The sequence below is a fragment of the Fructobacillus americanaquae genome (genome assembly GCF_024029775.1).
Classification (GTDB): domain Bacteria; phylum Bacillota; class Bacilli; order Lactobacillales; family Lactobacillaceae; genus Fructobacillus; species Fructobacillus americanaquae.
Genome location: NZ_CP097122.1, coordinates 837,652 through 859,716, shown reverse-complemented (window position 1 = coordinate 859,716; position 22,065 = coordinate 837,652). Strand labels below are relative to the sequence as shown.

21 protein-coding genes, 1 tRNA gene and 1 riboswitch are annotated in these 22,065 nt (G+C 43.6%); of the genes, 2 read left to right on the top strand and 20 right to left on the bottom strand.

Features of this window, described 5'->3' with window-relative positions; genetic code table 11:
• Positions 1-295 precede the first annotated feature (295 nt).
• Complete coding sequence (locus M3M36_RS04120) at positions 296-886, top strand: TetR/AcrR family transcriptional regulator (protein WP_252773353.1); 591 nt, start codon at positions 296-298, stop codon at positions 884-886.
• Positions 887-989: 103 nt separating this feature from the next.
• Here the strand turns inward: M3M36_RS04120 and M3M36_RS04115 are convergent, their stop codons facing one another.
• From M3M36_RS04115 to trpS, 3 genes are all read right to left on the bottom strand, one after another.
• Positions 990-2,441: an amino acid permease gene (locus tag M3M36_RS04115; protein ID WP_252773352.1), complete on the bottom strand. Its 1,452-nt coding sequence runs from the start codon at positions 2,439-2,441 to the stop codon at positions 990-992.
• A 94-nt stretch (positions 2,442-2,535) separates the two neighbouring features.
• A riboswitch (Lysine riboswitch) is annotated at positions 2,536-2,707 on the bottom strand.
• A gap of 19 nt (positions 2,708-2,726) precedes the next feature.
• Complete coding sequence (locus tag M3M36_RS04110; RefSeq protein WP_252773351.1) at positions 2,727-3,272, bottom strand: hypothetical protein; 546 nt, start codon at positions 3,270-3,272, stop codon at positions 2,727-2,729.
• Positions 3,273-3,478: 206 nt separating this feature from the next.
• Positions 3,479-4,495, bottom strand: coding sequence for a tryptophan--tRNA ligase (gene trpS, locus M3M36_RS04105; protein ID WP_252773350.1), 1,017 nt, complete (start codon positions 4,493-4,495; stop codon positions 3,479-3,481).
• Positions 4,496-4,625: 130 nt separating this feature from the next.
• Here trpS and M3M36_RS04100 point away from each other — a divergent pair, with 130 nt between their 5' ends.
• The gene (locus tag M3M36_RS04100) at positions 4,626-5,606 is read left to right on the top strand and encodes a ketopantoate reductase family protein (protein ID WP_252773349.1); all 981 of its coding nucleotides are present in this window, start codon (positions 4,626-4,628) and stop codon (positions 5,604-5,606) included.
• 149 nt (positions 5,607-5,755) lie between these two features.
• On the opposite strand, the gene M3M36_RS04095 is transcribed toward M3M36_RS04100, so the two are convergent.
• The 17 genes from M3M36_RS04095 to helD form a co-directional block, all read right to left on the bottom strand.
• Positions 5,756-5,827: transfer RNA gene (locus M3M36_RS04095), tRNA-Glu, on the bottom strand.
• A gap of 95 nt (positions 5,828-5,922) precedes the next feature.
• Positions 5,923-6,960, bottom strand: coding sequence for an aggregation-promoting factor C-terminal-like domain-containing protein (locus M3M36_RS04090; RefSeq protein ID WP_252773348.1), 1,038 nt, complete (start codon positions 6,958-6,960; stop codon positions 5,923-5,925).
• A gap of 218 nt (positions 6,961-7,178) precedes the next feature.
• On the bottom strand, positions 7,179-7,622 hold the full coding sequence (locus M3M36_RS04085) for a F0F1 ATP synthase subunit epsilon (RefSeq protein WP_252773347.1): 444 nt from the start codon (positions 7,620-7,622) through the stop codon (positions 7,179-7,181).
• 11 nt (positions 7,623-7,633) lie between these two features.
• Complete coding sequence (atpD, locus tag M3M36_RS04080; RefSeq protein ID WP_252773346.1) at positions 7,634-9,034, bottom strand: F0F1 ATP synthase subunit beta; 1,401 nt, start codon at positions 9,032-9,034, stop codon at positions 7,634-7,636.
• Between the two features lie 66 nt (positions 9,035-9,100).
• Positions 9,101-10,012: a F0F1 ATP synthase subunit gamma gene (locus M3M36_RS04075; RefSeq protein WP_252773345.1), complete on the bottom strand. Its 912-nt coding sequence runs from the start codon at positions 10,010-10,012 to the stop codon at positions 9,101-9,103.
• Between the two features lie 11 nt (positions 10,013-10,023).
• Complete coding sequence (gene atpA / locus M3M36_RS04070) at positions 10,024-11,538, bottom strand: F0F1 ATP synthase subunit alpha (RefSeq protein WP_252773344.1); 1,515 nt, start codon at positions 11,536-11,538, stop codon at positions 10,024-10,026.
• Positions 11,539-11,550: 12 nt separating this feature from the next.
• The gene (atpH, locus tag M3M36_RS04065; protein ID WP_252773343.1) at positions 11,551-12,093 is read right to left on the bottom strand and encodes an ATP synthase F1 subunit delta; all 543 of its coding nucleotides are present in this window, start codon (positions 12,091-12,093) and stop codon (positions 11,551-11,553) included.
• 9 nt (positions 12,094-12,102) lie between these two features.
• Positions 12,103-12,609, bottom strand: a complete 507-nt coding sequence (gene atpF / locus M3M36_RS04060; protein WP_420842374.1) for a F0F1 ATP synthase subunit B — start codon at positions 12,607-12,609, stop codon at positions 12,103-12,105.
• 24 nt (positions 12,610-12,633) lie between these two features.
• On the bottom strand, positions 12,634-12,861 hold the full coding sequence (atpE, locus tag M3M36_RS04055) for an ATP synthase F0 subunit C (protein WP_047975171.1): 228 nt from the start codon (positions 12,859-12,861) through the stop codon (positions 12,634-12,636).
• Positions 12,862-12,963: 102 nt separating this feature from the next.
• On the bottom strand, positions 12,964-13,686 hold the full coding sequence (gene atpB / locus M3M36_RS04050; protein WP_252773341.1) for a F0F1 ATP synthase subunit A: 723 nt from the start codon (positions 13,684-13,686) through the stop codon (positions 12,964-12,966).
• Positions 13,687-13,890: 204 nt separating this feature from the next.
• Entirely contained in the window at positions 13,891-15,174 is a 1,284-nt protein-coding gene (locus M3M36_RS04045; RefSeq protein WP_252773340.1) for a solute carrier family 23 protein, read from the bottom strand.
• 76 nt (positions 15,175-15,250) lie between these two features.
• Positions 15,251-15,964 carry a 2,3-diphosphoglycerate-dependent phosphoglycerate mutase gene (gene gpmA / locus M3M36_RS04040; RefSeq protein ID WP_252773339.1) on the bottom strand — a complete coding sequence of 238 codons (714 nt, stop codon included), beginning with the start codon at positions 15,962-15,964 and terminating at the stop codon, positions 15,251-15,253.
• A gap of 128 nt (positions 15,965-16,092) precedes the next feature.
• The gene (locus tag M3M36_RS04035; protein WP_059378954.1) at positions 16,093-16,293 is read right to left on the bottom strand and encodes a cold-shock protein; all 201 of its coding nucleotides are present in this window, start codon (positions 16,291-16,293) and stop codon (positions 16,093-16,095) included.
• Positions 16,294-16,499: 206 nt separating this feature from the next.
• Positions 16,500-17,171 (bottom strand): DUF4811 domain-containing protein, encoded by a 672-nt coding sequence (locus M3M36_RS04030; RefSeq protein WP_252773338.1) that lies wholly within the window; start codon positions 17,169-17,171, stop codon positions 16,500-16,502.
• A gap of 1 nt (position 17,172) precedes the next feature.
• Entirely contained in the window at positions 17,173-18,681 is a 1,509-nt protein-coding gene (locus tag M3M36_RS04025) for an MDR family MFS transporter (RefSeq protein ID WP_252773337.1), read from the bottom strand.
• A 145-nt stretch (positions 18,682-18,826) separates the two neighbouring features.
• Positions 18,827-19,531, bottom strand: a complete 705-nt coding sequence (locus tag M3M36_RS04020) for a nucleoside/nucleotide kinase family protein (RefSeq protein ID WP_252773336.1) — start codon at positions 19,529-19,531, stop codon at positions 18,827-18,829.
• Positions 19,528-21,903 (bottom strand): RNA polymerase recycling motor HelD, encoded by a 2,376-nt coding sequence (gene helD, locus M3M36_RS04015; RefSeq protein ID WP_252773335.1) that lies wholly within the window; start codon positions 21,901-21,903, stop codon positions 19,528-19,530. The genes M3M36_RS04020 and helD overlap by 4 nt, the downstream gene beginning before the upstream one ends.
• Positions 21,904-22,065 lie beyond the last annotated feature (162 nt).

Here is a 22,065-nt window from a genome sequence, read left to right as displayed (position 1 = left end):
CAACCGGACCTTTCATCTCTCACCAATGCAGATTAAGTGAAACGACGCACGGACATCACGCGGACCGCTCTGTCTCTTGGCAAAGTCTCTCCTCTTTGCTCTAAAACAAAAGACATAGCAGTGTCACAACAGTTACATTTTACCGAGTTTTGTCCTCTTTTTTCAAGGGATTTTGGTTGTCAGGTGTTAACCTCACCCATCAAACTATGTTGAAAAAGACCATTTTGGTGGTCACTGAGATGGTATAATGTTCAATAATCCACAATATTAATTTTCACTTACCCGAAAGGACACCATGGAAAATCCCCAACCCGTGACAACCGAACGCATTTTTTACGCATACCTGAAGGTCGCCCGAGTCGCTGAGAGTACAAAAGATATTTCATTAGCCAAAATCGCTGAAGAATTAGGTGTCTCCAGACAAGCTATCTACAAAAATCATTTTCAAAATATTGAAGAACTAACGCAATCACTGCATTATTACGTTGATAATAAACCATACCAACAGTTAAAGTGTTTTGCCTTTCATGACAAAAACCGTTCTTTCAAAGAATTACTAAATGTTTTCGCTCAAAACGTTATCCCATCACTCTATGAAAAACATGAATTTCTCGGTGTTTTTTATTCAAAAGTCGCAGACCCAGCCTGGCGCCCCTACTTAAACCAACAGTACATCGACATGCTCATCCCCTACTTTGATGGTGCCAATGGTAACCAGCACGAGCTAACCTCAAAAACCCTTGCCGAGCTCACGATTAACCAAGTCATGGCCGCCATCAGCATCTGGCTTACTCAAGAAGAACCCGTTAAACCCGACATTTTTGCTAAACGTTTTATCTATCTTTTCTCAAATTCTATCCTTGATTTAGCCGAAATGAGCGACTAAGCCGTGAACTTTCACAAAAAGAGCTTCCACTTTAAAGTGGAAGCTCTTTTATTAATTAACAAACACAACTTACCCAAGCGAAGTCCGGCCGAATAACCGATTATTAATGTTCCGCCTTTGAGTCCAAATCAATCTCATCCAACGGAATCAACTTTGACTTCTTAACAATCTTATAGACAATATATGGAATCACGACAATTGGCACCGACAAATAAGTCATGCCAATCTTTTCCCAATCAAAGTGAATAAAGGAAGATGGATCTTGCAAAACAATCACCACGATTGACAAAACAATTGCTAAAACCGGACCAAATGGGAACCAGCGAGCCTTGTAAACCAACTTGTTCAAATCCTTACCCTGGCGAACATAAGCACGGCGGAAGCGCAAATGCGCTAAGGCAATGCCTAACCAAGCTATAAAACCTGACAAACCTGAGGCAGCAACCAACCAAGTGTAGGCTTCACTACCGCCCTTAATGTCTGACAAGAAAGCAAACATACCAACAAAAACAGTCAACAATAGGGATGCCCAAGGGACACCAAACTTTGACAACTTAGAAAATACCTTTGGTGCCTGGCCCTTCTTGGCCAAGGCATATAAAGTCCGGTTGGCAGCATAAGTAGCTGAATTAGCAGCTGAAATAATCGATGTCAAGATAACCGCATTCATCAATGAAGCTGCAAAGGCAATGCCAGCATTCTTAAAGACAATCGTAAATGGTGAAACTGTGATGTCATTGTTATTAGCAGCTGACAACAAATTGGGATCCTTGTAATAAACCAAAGCAGAAATCACAAAAATCGCTCCGATATAGAACAACAAGATTCGCCAAAAGACTGAGTTAATCGCCTTTGGTACTGATTTTGACGGGTCCTTTGCTTCACCGGCAGTAATTCCCACCATTTCCGTTCCCTGAAATGAAAAACCAGCAACTAAGAATACTGATAAGACCCCTTGGAAACCACCAACAAAACCATGGTTCCCAACAGACAGGTTATGCATCACGTTTTGATTGGAGTGAATGACCCCAAAAATGGTCAAGACACCGACAGCCAAGAAGAAGACAATGGTCACAACCTTAATTGTTGATAACCAGAATTCTGTTTCACCAAAAGTCGAAACAGAAAAGAGATTAATCAAGAAAATCAACGCCAACACAATCGCTGAGAAAACCCAAGCCGGTACGTGGGGCAACCAAAACTGTGCAACCAAACCAACTGCTGAAACTTCCGCCGCAATGGTAATCGCCCAGTTAAACCAATAATTCCACCCGAGGGCAAAACCCATCGCTGGTTCAATAAAACGGTTTCCATATTCCGAAAACGAACCAGTAGTTGGCATATAGGTTGCCATTTCACCAAGGGAAGTCATCAGGAAGTAAACCATGACACCCATCACCAGGTAGGCAGTGATTGCCCCCATTGGCCCTGCTTGCGATACCGTTGCTCCAGAGGCCAAAAAGAGCCCCGTTCCAATTGATCCACCCAAGGCAATCATGGAGACATGACGTGTCTTCAATTCCTGCTGGATGGCATTTTGATCTTGTTCAGCCATTTGCATGACTCCTTCATATTAATTTCAAACAATAAAAAACCTGTTTTGTCACAAAACAAAACAGGCGGTAAATTCGTTCAATAATGATAGCAATGATTAGCAAAGCGCACCGTTAAAAACGACAGTCCGATGAATCTTCTTCACCGGCCCAAGGAGAATCTTTGGCCCAAAAATTTCCTTTCGGCAACAGCACCTTTCACCCTCATTCTTCGTCTTGGCCAGACTCCCCAGGGTTACTGATTTTCGTTGCGACCTCTTTGTTTGTTGTTCTTACCTTAACACAACCTAAATATCACCGTCAACTGCAAAAATAGCTAACCAACTTTTAACGTGCTTTAAGTAAACTCTAGCAGCTAAACGGAAGTAGGTATAGGCCAATAAGAAAGCACCCAGCACAATGGTGAAGGACAAATCACTGCCCACCATTTTATTCCCAGCTAACACAATCCATGTCAACACAAAGACGGTTTGAATGGCTGTCTTGACCCAGTGAGCCACATGAAATCGACGAACCAGGATATTATCAAATTCAAAGAAAAACAAGGCCCACATTGCCAATGATAAATCAGGCATCGTTTGATCTAAGGTCAACCCATGATTCCAGGTCAAAAAGACCAGCGCCGACCAAATAATCATAGTGATAAAGAAAATCGTAGTCACGTTCAGCACCCACCAAGAGCCAATTTTAAAGCCCAAAGATCGAATAAAAAACGCCCAAAAAATATTGATTAACCAAATGAACCACAAGCTTCCCAACAAATTCGCAGGTCCTGCTAAAAATAAGAAATGACTAGCAATTTCTTGGGCAACAATGGCCAAAACAGTATCCATTAACTCCAAAAAACCACTATTGAAGCGCAGCATAATCGATAGAATAATAAAAAGTGCTAGAAAGCACTTTGACAAATATGGTCTCTTTTTTAATGGCGATATTAACACAAAACGGTCCTCTTCGATAACTAACATTCTTACCTAAAAGAGTTTACGTCATGTAATAAAAAAAAGCAAAGTGCAACCAACGCAATGAAGAATTATTTTTAATTAAAATAATTGATACCCATGGCTGTTCGAACCTCTTTCATGGTTTCTTCAGCCCTTTGGTTGGCTTTTTCTGAACCATCTTTCAACATGGCTAATACCTGATCCATATTTTGTGCGTACTCTAACCGACGTTCACGAATCGGTGCTAGTTCAGCTTCCATCACGTCTAATAGGTGCTTTTTGAGCTTCATATCACCTAAACCACCCGCTTGGTACTGTTCCTTTAGGTCTTGTACCCGACTTTGATCGTGGTCAAAAATATCTAAATAGGTAAAGACAACGTTTCCTTCAACATGTCCCGGATCCTCAACACGAATATGTGTTGGATCAGTATACATTGACTTGACCTTCTTAGCCAAGGTGTCTGGGTCATCAGAAAGGTAAATGCCATTATTCAAAGACTTCGACATCTTTGCATTTCCATCAATTCCTGGTAGGCGTCCTTGACCCTTTGGTGGAAAAACGCCTTCAGGCTCAACAAAGACATCTTTTTGATAAGCATTATTAAATGACCGCACTAATTCGCGCGTTTGTTCAATCATCGGTTTTTGATCATCACCAACCGGGACCTTTTTGGCCTTAAAAATCGTAATATCAGCAGCCTGGGAAACTGGATAGGTTAGGAAACCAGCGGGAATCCCTTCTCCGAAGCCCTTTTGCTGAATTTCGGTCTTGACTGTTGGATTACGCTCTAAACGTCCTAATGAAACCAAGTTCATAAAGTACATCGTTAATTCAGCTAAGCCTGGAATTTGGGACTGGACAAAAATGGTTGACTTCTTTGGGTCCAAGCCAACAGCCAAATAGTCCAAGGCAACTTCCGTCAATGATTGTCTGATTTTTTCAGGATTACGCGCATTATCCGTGAAGGCCTGGGTGTCGGCAATCATGATATAGGGGTCAAATTCCCCAGAATTTTGCATAGCCACTCGATTCTTCAATGATCCAATATAGTGACCGATATGTAGTTTTCCGGTTGGGCGATCACCAGTTAAGTAAATTTCTTTTTCCATGGCTTCTATTCTCTTTCTAGTTATTAACTCCTCTATTATAACGAAATCAAACTCGACTTGCAGGATTCTTGTTTTATTGTTATATTATGAGAAAAAGATTAGAATGTTTTCACACTAAGGGGGAATCAATATGAAATATGCTGTTGTGGGTGCAGGTGCGATGGGTCTTCGTTACGGTCTCTTATTGCAAGAAGAAGCAGGCCTCGACGTCGATTTTGTCGAGCCAACACAAGGTTCAGTCGACGTTATTAAAGCTCAAGGCGACGTAGTTTACCGATCGGTTAACCACGAAGACCGGACGCCAATTAAGGTGAATATCTATTCACCAGAAGAATACGAAAATACCCCAGATGTCTGGATTTTCTTTATGAAGCAAATGCAATTAGCAGATGCATTAAAGCGCTTGCAACCTAAGTTCCAAAAGGGGCAAACCGCTTTGGCTGCCATGAATGGCATGGGTCACATTGAAAAAATTCAAGAATACTTCGACGAAGAGCATATCATCGGTGGAACAGCTATGATTGCAACTATTTTGAATAACTTTGGTGACGTCGACTTTATTGGGGAAACAAGTTCTGTTTATGCAAACCTGACCCAAAAGCCATCCAAGGTCATGGATGAAGTGCAAAAAGATTTTCAAGCAGCCGGCTTGAACCCCTCTTATTCTGAAAACTTCATGGGAACATTGCTGACAAAGGTTACTTTCAACTCGGTAGAAAACTCAATCGCTACCATGTTCCAATCCCGGATGGGTCATTTGATCGAATACAAGGACTTCGTTTCAAAGATTGCTGCCCCACTTGTCGCAGAAGTTTATGCTGGTGCTAAGGCAGCCGGCATCGAATTGATTGAAACAGAACAGGAGATGTTGGAACAGGTCGATTACGTTTCCCGCGTTGGTAACCCACTCCACTTCCCTTCTATGTATCAAGACTTTGTGAAGGGACGTCCAACGGAAGTTGACTACATCAACGGCTACTTGGCTGATTTGGCCGAAAAGAACGGCGTACCAGCTCCTAACCAACGTTTGATTACCAACTTGGTCCATCTTGCCGAAGCAATGCGTGAATTTAACCCACCAGTTAATAAGCTTGTACAAGCAGAAAAGTAAAAAAATTATAGTCAAAAATCGCTGATAAAGACTGCTAGCGCATTGATAAGCGAGCTTAAAAACTCCTTACATTTGCCCTGCCACATCAGCGTTTTTTCTTTGCCTTTTAGACAACAAAAAAGCCGCAACCGAAGTTGCGACTTTAATAGTAGCTCGTGAGAGAATCGAACTCTCGATTCCGCCGTGAAAGGGCAGCGTCTTAGCCACTTGACCAACGAGCCATGGTCAGTTGTTGCTTGATATCTCTATCAAACAACTATATTAGTATATCAAGGTAAGACGCTTTCGTCAACACTTAAATCAATTTTTTTGCATTTTAGTACCAACCGTACTGCAAATGATGGGCCAATGCTGCCTGTGCAGTCCCATAACGAGCAGCAATATAAGCTTTCATTGCTTGCAACTGATCTTGATAATCAGTTGAATTGCCACCATAGCGAGCGCGCAGAGTTGGAGATAATTGGCCAATTCCAAAGTAAATGCCGTTTGTAGCATTGACGTTACCACCAGATTCCTTCATGATGATTGTTTGAAGCGCCTGCTGTTCTGCTTGGTTATCATCCAAGGCATTATCTTGGACTACCTGGCTTTGCTGGCTAGAAACTGATGTCGGAGCCGCTTGCGATGCAGGTGCCTCTGAAACAACTGTCTGAGAACTAGCCGTTTGCGATGCAGGTGCCTCTGAAACAGCAACCTGTGAACTAGCCGTTTGCGATGCAGGTGCCTCTGAAACAACTGTCTGAAAACTGGCTGACTGGGATGCAGGTGCCTCTGAAACAACTGCCTGAGAATTAGCCGTCTGCGATGCAGGTGCCTCTGAAACAGCTGTCTGAGAACTAGCCGTCTGCGATGCAGGCGCCTCTGAAACAGCTGTCTGCGAACTGGCTGACTGGGATGCAGACGTTTGAGCGCTTTGCGAACTCGTCTGACTGCCACTCTTATTGATGGACAAAATCTGTCCAACAAAAATTTGATTGGCATCCTTGATATTATTTTCTTGGGCCAATTGATCAACACTTGAACCAAACTTCTGCGCTAAAGTCCAGAGGTTATCCCCCGCTTGAACTCGGTAAGTATTTTCGGTCATTTGTGTTGTGGCATTTTGTGATGTGGTCTTTGTATTGGCAACACCGATAATCAATTCTTGTCCTTGATAAATTTTATCAACATTTTGAATTTGATTATCCGATGCCAACTGTGCCACCGTCGTATTAAAACGAGACGCTAATGCTGATAGCGTTTCGCCACTGGCAACTGTATGCTTTTGCACCTGGTCGGCACTAACTGCATGTTGACCGGCTGCAACAGAACCAGCTAAACCAGCAGCGATTAATAATTGCTTTTTGACGTTCATATGACGCTCCTTTCTTTTTCTTGAGGCGAGAAAAAATCGATTATCTGCGCCTACTATGTCTCATGATAACCTTTTTGATGTAACAATGTTTTTAAAATTGTCATAAGAACTCATTAAGTCCAACTTTTACTGCTAAATCAGCTAGAACTCTACCCCGCTGATTTTTACTTTAAGCAACAAAAAAAGGAGTTAGCCAACAGCTAACTCCCTTTTTGATTTTAACGACCCGAACGAATTGAAGCAACATGAATACGGTTAACAGCACGCATCAAAGCGACGCGGGCCATATCCATTTCGTGTTGGTTTTTAACTTCTTGTGCATGACCCAAACGTAATTGCGCACGTTCCTTAGCACTTTCAGCACGGTTCACATCGATATTATCAGCAGTTTCTGCACTGTCGGCGATAACCGTCAACAGATTATTAGAAAACTCTGCCACGCCACCGTTAACGGCGAGTGACTTTTCTTGTTGGTCTTTTTTAACCAACATTTCGTCAATGGCCATGGCGGCCAAAATTGGTTCATGGCCGGCCATAATGCCCAGCTGTCCACCCTGTGTGTTAATCACAGCAATTTCAACTTGGTCTTGGTCGTAGACTTGGCCTTCAGGGGTCACAATCTTAACTGCGATTCCCCGTGAGTTTGTTTCTTCATCAGCCATGGATTACCCCCTTATTGGGCCATCGACTTGGCCTTATCAACCACTTGTTCGATAGCACCGACGTTACGGAAGGCATCTTCAGGCAAGTTATCATACTGACCGTTCAAGATTTCCTTAAATGAGCGAACAGTTTCTGAAACAGGAACATATTCACCCTTCACACCAGTAAAGGTTTCCGCAACTGAGAATGGTTGTGACAAGAAGAATTGGATACGACGAGCACGGTTAACAGTAACCTTCTCTTCGTCTGACAATTCATCCATACCCAAAATTGCAATAATATCTTGCAATTCACGGTAACGTTGCAAAGTCCTTTGCACTTCAGTAGCGACTTCGTAGTGTTCTTGCCCAACAACTTGTGGGTCCAAAGCAGAAGAAGTTGATGCCAAAGGATCAACGGCAGGATAAATACCCTGTTGTGTCAATGAACGTTCCAAGTTGGTTGTAGCATCCAAGTGGGCGAAAGTCGTTGCAGGCGCAGGATCAGTATAATCATCGGCTGGCACATAAACGGCTTGGATTGAAGTAACGGCACCCTTCTTAGTCGAAGTGATTCGTTCTTGCAAACGGCCCATTTCAGAAGCCAATGTTGGCTGGTAACCAACGGCTGAAGGAATACGACCCAAAAGGGCAGAAACTTCAGAACCAGCTTGCGTGAAACGGTAGATGTTATCGATAAAGAGCAAAACATCTTTACCTTCGTTATCACGGAATGATTCGGCCATCGTCAAACCAGTCAAGGCAACACGCATACGTGCACCAGGAGGTTCGTTCATCTGTCCATAAACCATGGCAGTTTGCTTCAAAACGCCAGATTCCTTCATTTCGTGGTACATGTCATTACCTTCACGGGTACGTTCCCCGACACCAGTAAAGACAGAAATACCATTATGCCCTTGGGCAATGTTGTGGATCAATTCTTGGATTAGAACAGTTTTCCCAACCCCGGCTCCACCGAAGAGCCCAATCTTTCCACCACGGATATATGGTGCCAGAAGATCAATAACCTTGATTCCTGTTTCCAAAATTTCCGTTGAAGTTGCAAGTTCATCAAATGCAGGAGCATCACGGTGAATGGGGTGGCGTACGACTGAAGAGTCGATTGCACCTGCATTATCCACCGGGTCACCCAACACGTTGAAAACTCGACCCAAAGTAGCTTCCCCTACGGGAACTTCAATGGGCTTACCGGTATCGGTCACGGCCATGCCGCGTTGCAATCCATCAGTTGAGTCCATGGCAATGGTACGGACAACCCCGTTTCCCAAAGCCAAAGAAACTTCAACCGTCAATGTTTTGTCAGATCCTAAATCAATCAACAAGGCGTTGTTGATTTCAGGAACAACTTGCCCTTCTTCAAAGGCAACATCAACAACTGGACCGATCACTTGTACGACTTTTCCAGTAGTCATCGTTGTTTCCTTTCAATTTCAAAGCTTTGCTGGCTATTTTAAGCCCGCAAAGATGCTGCGATTAGCTTATTCCAAAGCAACCAAGCCACCAGTAATTTCGGTGATTTCAGTCGTGATTTGTGCTTGACGTGCGCGGTTATATTGCAAACCTAACGTACCAATTAAATCGTCGGCTGAATCGGTTGCCGATGACATCGCCGTTGATGATGCGGCATGTTCCGCCGTCTTGGCATCCAACACGGCTTCGAAAACCAACGATTGGATGTATTGTGGCAAAACCACGTTCAAAACTGTAGTTGAATCCGGTTCGGAATCATAGGCTGATTGAACTTCAAAGTCCGCTGCCACGTCTTCGTGACTATCATCCATGTCTTCCAAAATATCCTTTGTCAATGGCAGTAATTGCGTGTTTCGTTGCTCTGATTCCAAACGATTCACAAAGTGATTGTAAACCAAATGCAATGAATCAAAGGCTTCCGCTTCATACAATGAAATGACCGTCTTTAACAGTTGGCGAATTTCATTGAAGGTTGGGACATCGGAAATACCGCGGTGTTCTAAGGCAATGGAGAAGCCACGTTGCTTGTAAAAATCAGCTCCGTTACCACCAATTGCTAAGATCACAGTATTTTCTTTAGTTAAGTTGTGCTTTTCCATCAAGGCGTTTGTCTTCTTGATGATGTTGGCGTTATAAGACCCAACTAAACCTCGGTCTGAGGTCACAAGCAAGATTCCCGTCTTCTTTACCGGCCGCTTAGCAACCATTGGCAAATGAGCAGAATCGACATTATCCAACACGTGCGCCTCAATTAAGTGGCCCACCACTGCCTTCAAACGGTTAGCATATTCATGGTAACCAGTTGCCGAATTTTGAATCTTACTAAGCTTTGCAGTTGAAACCAACTGCATTGCAGCTGTAATCTGCCGAGTCTTTTTTGTTGAGCCAATTCGCCGTTTAATATCTTGTAAAGAAGCCATGTTGCCTCCTTTTATTGGTCAACTGAGCCAGCAAAGCCATCCTTAAAGCTCTTCACTGCAGCATCCATCTTAGATTGGTCAGGCAAGTTCTTGGTCGTGACAATTTCGTCCAACAAGTCCTTTTGACTAGCATCCAAGTATGAAACGAATTCATCTTGGAAGCGTTGCAAATCTTCGATTGCCACATCATCCAAGAAACTGTGTGTCAAAGCATACAAGACAAAGACTTGATGCTGAACAGACATAGGCGCGTGTAATGGTTGCTTCAAGATTTCAACAGTGCGCTTTCCACGACCCAACTTAGCTTGCGTTGCTGCATCCAAGTCAGAACCGAATTGAGCAAAGGACTCCAATTCACGGAAGGAAGCCAAGTCCAAACGCAAAGTTCCAGAAACCTTCTTCATTGCCTTAATCTGGGCATCCCCTCCAACACGGGAAACAGATGTTCCAGCATCGATGGCAGGACGAATACCGGCATAGAAGGAGTCGGCATCCAAGAAAATCTGGCCATCGGTGATTGAAATCACGTTAGTTGGAATATATGCAGAAACGTCACCACCTTGTGTTTCAATGATTGGCAAAGCAGTCATTGATCCACCACCGAGTTCGTCTGACAACTTGGCAGCACGCTCAAGCAAGCGTGAGTGCAAGTAGAAGACATCACCAGGGTAAGCTTCACGTCCAGGCGGACGACGCAAGATCAAAGATATCTCACGGTAGGCCGTTGCCTGCTTTGACAAATCATCAAAGACAATCAAGACGTGCTTACCGTTGTACATGAATTCTTCACCCATGGCTGCACCAGCATAAGGAGCCAAGTACAACAAAGCGGCAGCTTCAGATGGGCCGGCGTTAACAACAATCGTGTAATCCATTGCGCCCATCTTTTTCAAAGTTTCAACTTGTTCACGAACAGTTGAATCCTTTTGACCAATAGCGACATAAACAACAATCATGTCTTGGTCTTTTTGGTTCAAAATTGTGTCAATGGCGATTGAAGTCTTTCCAGTCTTACGATCACCAATGATCAATTCACGTTGTCCACGTCCGATTGGAACCAAGGCATCAATAGCTTTGATTCCAGTTTGCAAAGGTTCTGAAACGGACTTACGGTCCATAACACCAGGAGCCTTCACTTCAACCGGTCGTGTCTTCGTTGTTTTCAAGTCGCCTAATCCGTCAATTGGTTGTCCCAATGCGTTGACGACGCGCCCGATAAGTTCTTCACCAACTGGCACTTCCATGATGTGTCCAGTCCGCTTAACTGTATCACCTTGGCGGATGCCATCTGAACTACCCAAAACGATAATTCCGACTTCGCTCTCTTCCAAGTTTTGGACCATTCCAAATTCGCCGTTTGTAAATTCGACCAATTCACCAGAAAGGGCATTTGCCAAACCAGTAGCTCGTGCAATTCCATCTCCGATATAGGTAACAGTACCAATTTCTTCTACAGTCAGTTTTGTGTCGAACTTTTCGAGCTGCTGCTTAATTAAAGCAGAAATTTCTTCAGCTTGAATCGCCATGTCTTTTCCTCACTAACCTAGTAACTCTGCCCTCATTTTGGCAATCTTTGTCTGCAACGAACCGTCAATTAACAACGACTTCGATTGCATGACCACGCCCCCAATAATGTCTTGATTGACTTTATAGGTTGCTTGGATTTTCTTTGCGCCACTTTGCTTCTTAAAAGCATTTGACAACCGTTCTTTTTGGTCTTCATCAGCTTCTACCGCTGTGGTAATTGTCACGGCTTGAATACCCTGACTTTGCTGGTAAAGGTCAAAAAAACGATCAACTACTGCAGGCAAATATGCGAAATGGTGGTGGGCCAAAAGAATTTTAACCAAGTTCACCACTGCATTATCTGCGCCTTGCGTCAGCGCATCAACTAACCCACCTTGGTCAGCATCAGAAATTGTCTGTGCTGTTAGCAAAGCAGTTAATTTTGGTTCAGCGACAACCACTGAACGAATGGCTAGCAAGTCTGCACTAATGCTTTCTAAAGCATTGTGTTCGTCTGCATAAGCCAAGATTGCTTGGGCGTATTGGTTAACAATTTTTTCTTTTTGCTTGGCCATACGCCCCCCTTACCGCTGGTCTAAGTCTGCCAAATAGGCATCAATCAAAGACCGCTGATCATCAGCAGATAAATTCTTTTGAATCAATTTAGATGCAATCGTTACAGACAAGTCTGCAACATCCTTCTTGGCAGAAGCCAACGCCTCAGTCTTCAACTGATCAGCATCATTTTCAGCTGCTTTACGTAAGCTTAAGGCCTGGTCATTAGCAGTCTTCAAGAGAGCTTCTGATTGGTCCTTAGCTGATTTTTTAGCAGCGCTAATCACTTGACTGGCTTGGTCTTTTCCTTCAGCCAATTCCTGTTCGCGTTGTGCAGCCAACTTGGCTGCATCTTCATTTGCCTTTTGGGCACTATCCAAATCGGTGTTAATTTTATCTGCACGTGCATCCAATGCCTTTGTTAAAGGACCGTAAGCAACGTGCTTCAAGATGACCATCAGAGTAAGGAAAGCGACGATAATGAAGACCATGTCACCTAAAGGCATGGCCTTTGTCATTGATAGTGTTGGAACCATCATTTTTTCCTCCCTCTGGGACTATTACTTGTTAATAAGTGTGAAGGCCATACCCAAAACGATAATTGGTGTGGCTTCAGCCAAGGCCAATCCCAAGAAGGCACGTGACAAAAGCTTGTTAGCCAATTCAGGTTGGCGAGACATTCCAGCTAAGAACTGTGAGTACATCACACCGACCCCGATACCACCACCGATGGCAGATCCCGCAAAGGCAATCCCGGCTGCGATTACGCCTAAGTTGTGTAAATCCATTGTAATTCTCCTTTAATGCTAAAACGCTCCGCGTTTTTTTCTTTCGGTTTGGATGATAACGCTCCCGCGTGTGGCCTAACGCTGTGCCAGACCAAGTCAATCCTATTCATTGCCAGATAACTGAGCCGTAAAGACGGCGGTCAACATGACAAAGACATAGGCTTGAATTCCACCAATTAATAGTGAGAATCCCTGCCATGCAATTTCCAATGGGAAAGCTAGGATAATCCAGAACCCATTTAAGTGAGTTCCCCAAGCCATGCTTGCGAGCAAATTTAACATCAATTCGCCGGCAAAGATATTTCCAAAGAGCCGCAAAGCAAGAGTCAAGAAGTTGGTAAACTGCTCAACCACATTCAAAGGAAACATCGCAACGTAGGGTTTGAAGAACATGTTCTTCAGATAGCCACCCAAACCAAGTGTTTTCACACCTGTTCCATGGGCAAGCATCAACGACATAATCGCCAATGTAAAGGCAAATAATGGGTCAGCTGTTGGCGACTTAACATAAGTAACGCCATTACCCATCTTAACTTGCAACAGCAAGCCCATCTCGTTTGCAACAATCAAAAACAAGAAAAGGGTGAAGGAATAGAGACCGAATTGTCGGGCCAAATTGGCCGGTAACTGGTCGCCTAAGATTCCACGAACAAAATCTAAGACATACTCAATTGCATTCTGCCCTCGGCTTGGACGAATACCCACTTTTCGAGTCATCAAAACCGCTACCAAAACCACGATTGACATTGCCAAAAGCGTTGAAATAATCGTCGTCCAGTTAAAGGTTAGACCCAACAAGGTAAAGGTTGATGTTGGTTCATCCATCGATTTTCTCCTTTCTAAAGAACTTATTTTGATGCAAGGCGTTGGGCGCACTCCTCAAAATATATCCCCAATAATACTCGTCAAAGTTCTCAAATACAAGCAACTTTGTTGGAATATCACAACATTTTTTATTTTGTTTTAATCGTAACCTAATTAAACAACAAAATCAGAAAAGTGTTGATAAAACTCCGTTAAATCAGGACTTTAGCGATCTGATTTTGCCACCTTAGGTAGAATTAAATTCAGAATGATTCCGAGAACCGTCGCTAATGCGACACCCGAGAAGTCCACTTGTGAACCAAGAGCCAAATGGAAGTTTCCAATTCCAACAACCATCACTGGGCCCGCAATCATTAAATTACGCTTTTGCCCATAATCGACTTTATTGTCGACAATTACTTGCAAACCAGCTGCAGCAATGACACCATACAGCATAAAGCCAACACCGCCAGTAACAGCACCAGGGACTGTACCAATCAAAGCCGATAGCTTGCCAATAAAGGCAAAGCCAGCAGCTAAGACAGCAGCTCCACCAATCACCCAGACAGAATATACTCGCGAAAGCTGCATCACGCCAATGTTTTCACCGTAAGAAGTGACGGCAGGCCCACCAACCAAACCAGCAAAAACCGAAGCAGCACCATCACCAGCTAACGTCTTATGTAGACCAGGATTTTCAAAGAAGTCCTGACCGGTAATTTTCGAAAGAACCAATAAGTGGCCTAAATGCTCCGATAAGGTAACCAAAACTAAGGGGGCCATGGTCAAAACGGCCATTGGATAAAAGTGCCAGGAAAGACCATTATGACCAGAAAAAAGAAAATCAAACTTTGGTAACGCAAACCAATGGGCGCTGGCCACGGAGCTCAAGTCCACTAACCCGAGTGCCAAGGCCAACAAGTAACCAAAGATAATACCAATTAGCACTGGAATTAATCCCAAAAAACCGCCAAGATACATATTGGCAAAAATTGTTACTAATAAGGTTGCACCAGCAACTAAAAAGACCTTGATGTCGTAGTGACCGTTTAGTTCCGTCGCCGATTGGGCTGCTGTAGCAGCTAATGAAAGGCCAATCACCAAAATAACGGGTCCGACCACTTCTGGTGGGAAAATCTTGTCAATCCAAGCAGAACCGATTCGCCAAACAATCAATGAAATAATCAAGTAAACAATTCCAACCGAAACAACGCCCTGACCGACAGCAGGATAACCAATGGTCTTCATCATCGAAGCCATCGGGATGATAAAGGCAAAAGAAGAACCCATATAAGCAGGAACCTTCCCTTTAGTTGTTAGTAGGTGAATTAATGTTCCAACACCTGATGAAAAAAGGGCCACACCAGGATTTAACCCCACCAAAAGCGGTACTAAAATCGTGGCCCCAAACATTGAAAACAAGTGTTGTAATGACAACCCAATTAATTGAAAAAATGGAGGCCGTTCATGTAAGTCATAAATCGGCTGTCTTTGCTGTTTTTCTTCCATATTTTTTCCTTTATCTAAAAATCCTAATAAAAAACCCACCGGAGAATCATCTTCCCAGACAGGCTTTTTGTTGACTTTATGCGCCCAACGTCTTCTTTGACTTGATTGACAAATCATCTGCCAAATCATAAACGATTGGTTGACCGTTAGCAATTTCAAGGTTCAAGATGTCATCATCTGAAATCTTCTCCAAGTGCTTAGCCAAGGCACGCAATGAGTTACCGTGAGCTGCGATCACAACGTTCTTACCTTCTTCCAAATCCTTCTTGATCTTGGCTTCGTAGAATGGCAGTACTCGTTCCAAAGTAACCTTCAAATTCTCACCTAATGGCAATTCTCCGAAAGGCACATCAGCATAACGGGCGTCAAAGGCAGGATAAGTCTTACCCTGAACTTCAACTGTTTCTTCATAGTTTTCAAGCAATGGAGGCAAAACATCATAAGAACGACGCCAGATGTGCACTTGATCGTCGCCCCACTTTTCAGCGGCTTCCGCCTTATTTTGTCCTTGCAAAGCACCATAGTGACGTTCGTTCAACCGCCATGACTTTTCTTCAGGGACGTACAATTGACCAGCTTCTTCCAATGCGTAGTGCAAAGTAGTGATAGCACGTGTCAAAACAGAAGTATAGGCTTGGTCAAAGACCAACCCCTCTTCCTTCAAGAGAACCCCAGCTTGCTTAGCTTGGTCAATTCCCTTGTCAGACAACTTGGTGTCAATCCAACCATTAAAAAGGTTTAATGCGTTCCATTCACTTTGTCCGTGACGGATCAAAACTAATTTTGCCATTTCCATGCTCCTTTGATTATTACAATAAGATTCCTTGCTATTATACAACATTTGGTCTTTGAATTGAATTTATTCCAAAGAAAAAACCCGGGAAAAATTCCCGAGCTTTTTCGGTAAAGACTAAGTAATTAGTCCTTTACGATGTTAACAGCTTGCAAACCGCGGTCTGAGTTTTCAACATCGAAAGTTACGGCTTGGCCGTCTTCCAAAGTCTTGAAACCGTCACCTTGGATTGCTGAGAAGTGTGCAAACACATCTTCACCTGATTCGCGTGTGATAAAGCCGTAGCCCTTTTCGCTGTTAAACCACTTTACAGTGCCTTTTTCCATGATTGTTTCTCCTTGGGTCATCCCAAAATTATAGTTGTAATTAAGAATTGTTGGTATGACGCCTTCCGAAAAAAACAAATCAAAATCAAAACCTAAATTACACTGTTACTGTAACATAGAAATCAAGACTAAGCAATATTTTTCACTTAAGTTAGCTGGAATCATACTAGTTTGATTAAAAAGTACAACTTCCTTTTAACTATTTTTTAATGATTATTCGCTAAAAGATTTTGATAATAGGAAACGGCAGTTTGCGCTGCCCCATCGGGATCGGTTTGTGATTGTGACTTAACCTGCTGGAACCATTGAATAAAGTCAGCTTGGTTAGCCATTCCCGCAACGATACTCTTCAAGCGTTCGCCATCTTGTGATGAGAGAGCCAGCCATGTTGGTGGAACTTGGTAAGTTACCTGACGCGACTTTAAGTCATGGTTGTTACCCGAAATGGCAAACATAAACTTGTAGAAACCGTTTCGGTAAACATAGTTCTTAGAAGTTGTCACCTTAAAGGCCTGATTTCCTTGAACATTTTGAATGGCCGTCTTGGTCTTCAAATCAGGCTTGGCCACTGTTGAAGTTGTACTCGTCGAAGTATCTCGGTAAATAAAGACCTTTTCCTTACCGGATGTGCCAACTTGTTGGTAGGACAAGACACCATAGATGTTTTGCCCCTGAACGGAATAAATTTGCTGTTTAGTCGTTGTTGTTTGCACCTTCATACCAAAATGATCATGCATATTGGCAATGATTAACACAACTGAAGCAAGCACGACTAGGAAAGAAACAGCAACAGCAATAACCCGCTTTCTCATATCCTGTACCATCATTAATGATACAAAAGCTAAGACAACAAAAATAAATAGAATAAAGACAATCATCTTAGTTCTCCTTTCCTGCTGCAGGCTTTGGCTCAACCTTACCCTTATGCATCAAAAATGATAGCGCAAAAGCTAGCAAAGCAAAGCAGGCGGCCAAGAGGAAGGATGCATGGAACCCATCCAAGCTTGCCTGTAAGGCCTTTGAGCCATAGGCAATCGGATCGGCCGTCTTCAGGGAATCGCTTGGCAGGTTATTGTTAATTTGTGACTGCATCACGGAAGCAAGAATCGCCGTCCCCAACGAGGCCGCAATTTGACGGGCCGTGTTATTAACGGCAGTTCCCTGCGCTGTTTGATTCAAGTGCAAAGCACCCATAGCAGATGACGTCAATGGCATCATCGTAATCCCGACACCCATCATCCGAACCATGTACAAGGCCGTAATATAAATCGTTGGCGTTGTTTCAGTCAAGAATTGGAAGGGAATTGTCCCTAGCAAAATCATGGCAAAACCAAAGGCCGCCAAGCGTTTGGCCCCATAAAGGTCATAGAAATAACCGGCAATTGGTGACATTACTCCAATCATCAAAGCACCAGGTAAGAGTGTCAATCCTGAATTTAGGGCTGACAAACCACGAACCTGTTGCATATAGATTGGCAAAACCATCTCAACTCCAATCATAGCGATAAAAGTCAAGGCAACTAAGGCTGACGTCAAAGCAAACTGCTTATTCTTAAAGACAGAAACATCCAGAAACGGCTTTTCCATGTGAAGTTGGTGGCGCACAAACTCAGCAATCACCAAGACGCCAACAATCATTGGTGCCAAAACCCAAGTAAAGTTTGTCCATGAATAGTTTGATACCATGGCAGATCCAAAAAGAACTAAACCAAAACCAACCGTTGATTCAATCAACGAACGGATATCCAAACTAACCTTCCGCGTTTCCAAGACATTACGGAAGTAAATAGTTGACAAAACTAAGACAATCACAGCAAGTGGTAAGACCATACCGAAAATTGACCGCCAATCACCACCAACAGTCATTCCCAAAACGTCATGCTTTGAATCCAAAATCCACCCAGTCAACGTGGGGCCGATAGCTGGGGCCATTCCGATAACCAAACCGACCATCCCCAATGCTCTACCGCGCGATTTGGCATCAAAAAGCGTCAAAGCCACAACCTGCATCAGTGGCATCACAATTCCAGCAGCAACCGCCTGCAAAGCACGGGCGACCATCAACAACCAAAAGGCAGAAGTTGGGGTCACGTAAGCCACTGCGGTACCAATCGTATACACCACCAAAGCGGATAGATACAGGTATTTCGTTGGAATTCTTGTTGTCAAAAAGGCGGAAACGGGTACCATGATTCCGTTCACCATCAAAAAGATCGTTGTCAGCCACTGGACCGTCGCCGTATCGACATTAAAGGCAGTCATCAGGGTTGGCAAGGCCGTTCCCAATGATGTCTGCATGATAATGATAATAAAAGATCCAATCATCAACAGGGCCATCATGGCCGTGCGATTAATCGGTTTTCCATTCATGTCAGTATTTTCTGCCATGTTTTTCCTCCATTTGTTGTACAAATAAAACTTGTTAGCTATGGGTACTCTAACCCATAATTTGTTATTTTTCTAATATTCTAAACCCAAGCAACAATCTTACCAATGGAAATGGTCTCTGTCAAATTTCCGAACATTCGGCCTTCTAGTTTTCTGACCGTGGGCCCTCCGTTAACGAAACTGGATGATGGTAACGGTCAAGCTTTAAAATCAAATCAGCCTCTGCCCGTGTTTTTTGAATATAGCAATCATAATTAACCTGATTTGTCTGTTCCCACACGGATAAAGCAAGGTCGTAAAAGTCCTTAATCGCCATGTCCTGATACTGGTAACGCCAAGACTGCGGTTGATGACTTGCCTTCACCGTTGCCAAGAAGTTACGTTCCAAGTACCAGTCCTTAATATCGTTCATATCTGCTTCAACAAAAACCTTTTGATCAAAGTTTTCTGCCGGTAATTGAAGAGCAACGACACCCTCAATAATTAAGACATCCGGTCGACTAATCTTTTGCTTTTCACCAGGGACAATATCAGCCCAGGTTTGCGAATAACGGTTGATAACCTGATTATTCATGCCGGCCTTAAAGTTTTGAATCAACTGGACTATGTCTTGCAGATAATAACTTTGTGGAAAGCCCTTTTGATCGAAAATTCCTTCATCCCTGAGGACTTGGTTGGTCTTCAAAAAGTCATCTGTGGAAACGACGGTGGCCACAAGTCCTTTTTTTTGCAGGCCTTGGGCCAATTCCGCTGCCAGAGTCGATTTACCGACGGCAACGGATCCGGTCATGCCGACCGTTAAAAAAGACCCTTGATGGGCCTCATAAATTTTTTCAACTAAATTTGTCATGCTTGTTCCTCCACTGTGGCGTAAAGGTCCTTTGGTACTGCAGCAATCAATGGCGACACCTGGCCCTGACCAATCATTGTCAAGCGGTGCATTGCTCGAGAAGCAACCGTGTAAAGCAAGCGTTGCTGTTCATCTTTTTTGTAGTGAGTAGCATCCGCCTGCCAAATGATAACCGCATCAAATTCCAATCCCTTGGCTAGGTATGACGGAATAATCACGGCGCCTGACGCTAAGCGCTGATTTTCGGAATGAATCAACGTTACCGGCATGTCAGATAGCTGCTGGGCTAGCTCTCTTGCTGCATCCAGTGTCTGAGTGATGATGGCCGTTTTTTCACCATCAGCCGCATTTTCAGCCAATTGTTCCTTGACCAGATTAACCGCCTGATTAGCCGTTTTCGCCATCTTCAAGACGGGCAATTCCCCCTCTCGATTAAAGGCCTCAATCGCTTTTCCATTGGCCAACAATTCTTTGGAGAAATTGGTGATTTGTTCCGTTGACCGGTAAGTCTGGGTTAAGTCGATTAATTCAACCTTTTCTGGGTCAAAGAGTGAAGCAAAGTCTTCCTCAAGGCTATTCGCCCAGTCTTGTGTGAAAATAGCCTGGTTTAAGTCACCCAAAACGGTAAATTTAGCATTTGGGAAGGAGAATTTCAAGAAGGCCAACTGGAATGGCGTATAATCCTGAATTTCATCGATAAAGAGGTAGCGAATATCGCGTTGACCATGTTTACCGGTAATTAAGTCATACAAATACAGGTAAATTGTTGTGTTTGCCAACGTTAATTCGTGTTTCTTTAAGTTCGCCACAACTTCGTTCAGATATGACTGCCACTCCTCCTCAGTTACGCCAAAATCAGCTAAAGACAAGAAGTTTGGCAAAGCCCGCAAGAAGTCAACAAACTGCGTGTTGATGTTGATAAAGCCAGAACGACGAATTTTTTTTGCCAACGGACGCAAAGCCTGTGTCGTAATCTTCTTTGCTAGGAAATTTCTTTCCTGCTTATCTGATTTAAATTCTCGTTCCTGGGGACCAGCACCAAGTTGATGACGACGGGTCATGGCTGCTGCATCCCCCTCCTGGTCATCCCCCAAACGAGTGGCACCAGCACCAACTAATTCGTCATATTCTTCCTTTGAAAGGTTTTCAATGGCTAATTCAACCCAATCCTGCTTCATCTGGTGGCTCACTTGAGCCCGCAGTGACCGTAGCAAAGAGTCCTGAGTGGCTTCCAAACGCTGTGACAACTTGTAATTGCTATTATATTGATAGTAAATTTCTAGGATTTTTTCCTTCGAAATCAGTGGCTCGCCACGGAAATTCAAGTTACGAGCAGCCAAGCCTTGCTCATTGAGCGATTCGGCATAGGCCTTTGTCGCGGCAAACATCTGCAAAGATCCGAGCATCCGCTCAATCTTTTCATGTTCCACTGATTTTTCAAACCGTTCTGCCAAGGTCTGAACAGAGAACCGTGGCAACCGCCGCGATGCGTATTGGAAAAAGGTCAGCTGAACCAGGTTCTGTTCCCCTAACTCGGGCAGGACTTGGTCAACATAGTCGTTAAACAGCTGGTTGGGTGAAAACATCACGACTTGACCAGAATTTAATTTACCACGATAACGGTAAAGCAAGTAGGCCACTCGTTGCATAATAGCGGCTGTCTTTCCTGACCCGGCTGCTCCCTGGACAAAGAGCAAATCAGCATCCGTATTCCGGATAATCTTGTTTTGCTCCTTTTGAATTGTCGTGACGATGGACTTCATTTTAGTAGAAGACTCACCAGACAGGGCGTTGAGAAGCATGGCATCCCCAATGGCCTCCTCAGTGTCAAAGAGGGTCACAATGACGCCATCCTCAATTTCAAACTGACGCTTCAAGGAAACTTCAGCCTTTTGTGGCCCAACTGGTGTTAAGTACTCGACCGAGCCCAAACCGCCATCATAATAAATGGAAGCAACCGGGGTCCGCCAGTCATAAATGTAGAAGTGACCATCGTCATCGGAATAAGAAGCTAAACCGATATAAATTGACTCGGGTTTTTGATTTTCTTCACTTGGATCGGTAAAGTCGATGCGAGCAAAATATGGCTTAACGATTTGCTTCGACAAGGTCTGATAGCGGACTTCAGCCCGTGACTGGGCTGCTTCACGCTCTGCAATGGCTTGTTGCTGTTGCCGCACGGACATCGCCGTTTCAACAATGCCAGAATAGGTACTGGTTTTAACCCGGACATCGTCCCAGCCGCTGGCGACGTCTGCCAGTGACCCTTTGGATTTTTTAATCTCCTCCTGGGTACTTTCCAGGGAATCTGTAATTTTTCCCAGGGTTTGGTCTAAATAGGCTTGTTCATTGACTAATTGCTCTTTTGACACGGTGCACCTCTCGAAAATAAGTTGTTGTCATTATACGCTAATTTCTTCTATTTATAAAGAGCATAAATAACAAACAAATTCAAACTTTTTGTTCGCTTTCTCTCCCACGATTAGCTTCTATTTTAACAGACTTATTTAAGAAGGATTTGGTTTTTATGTATT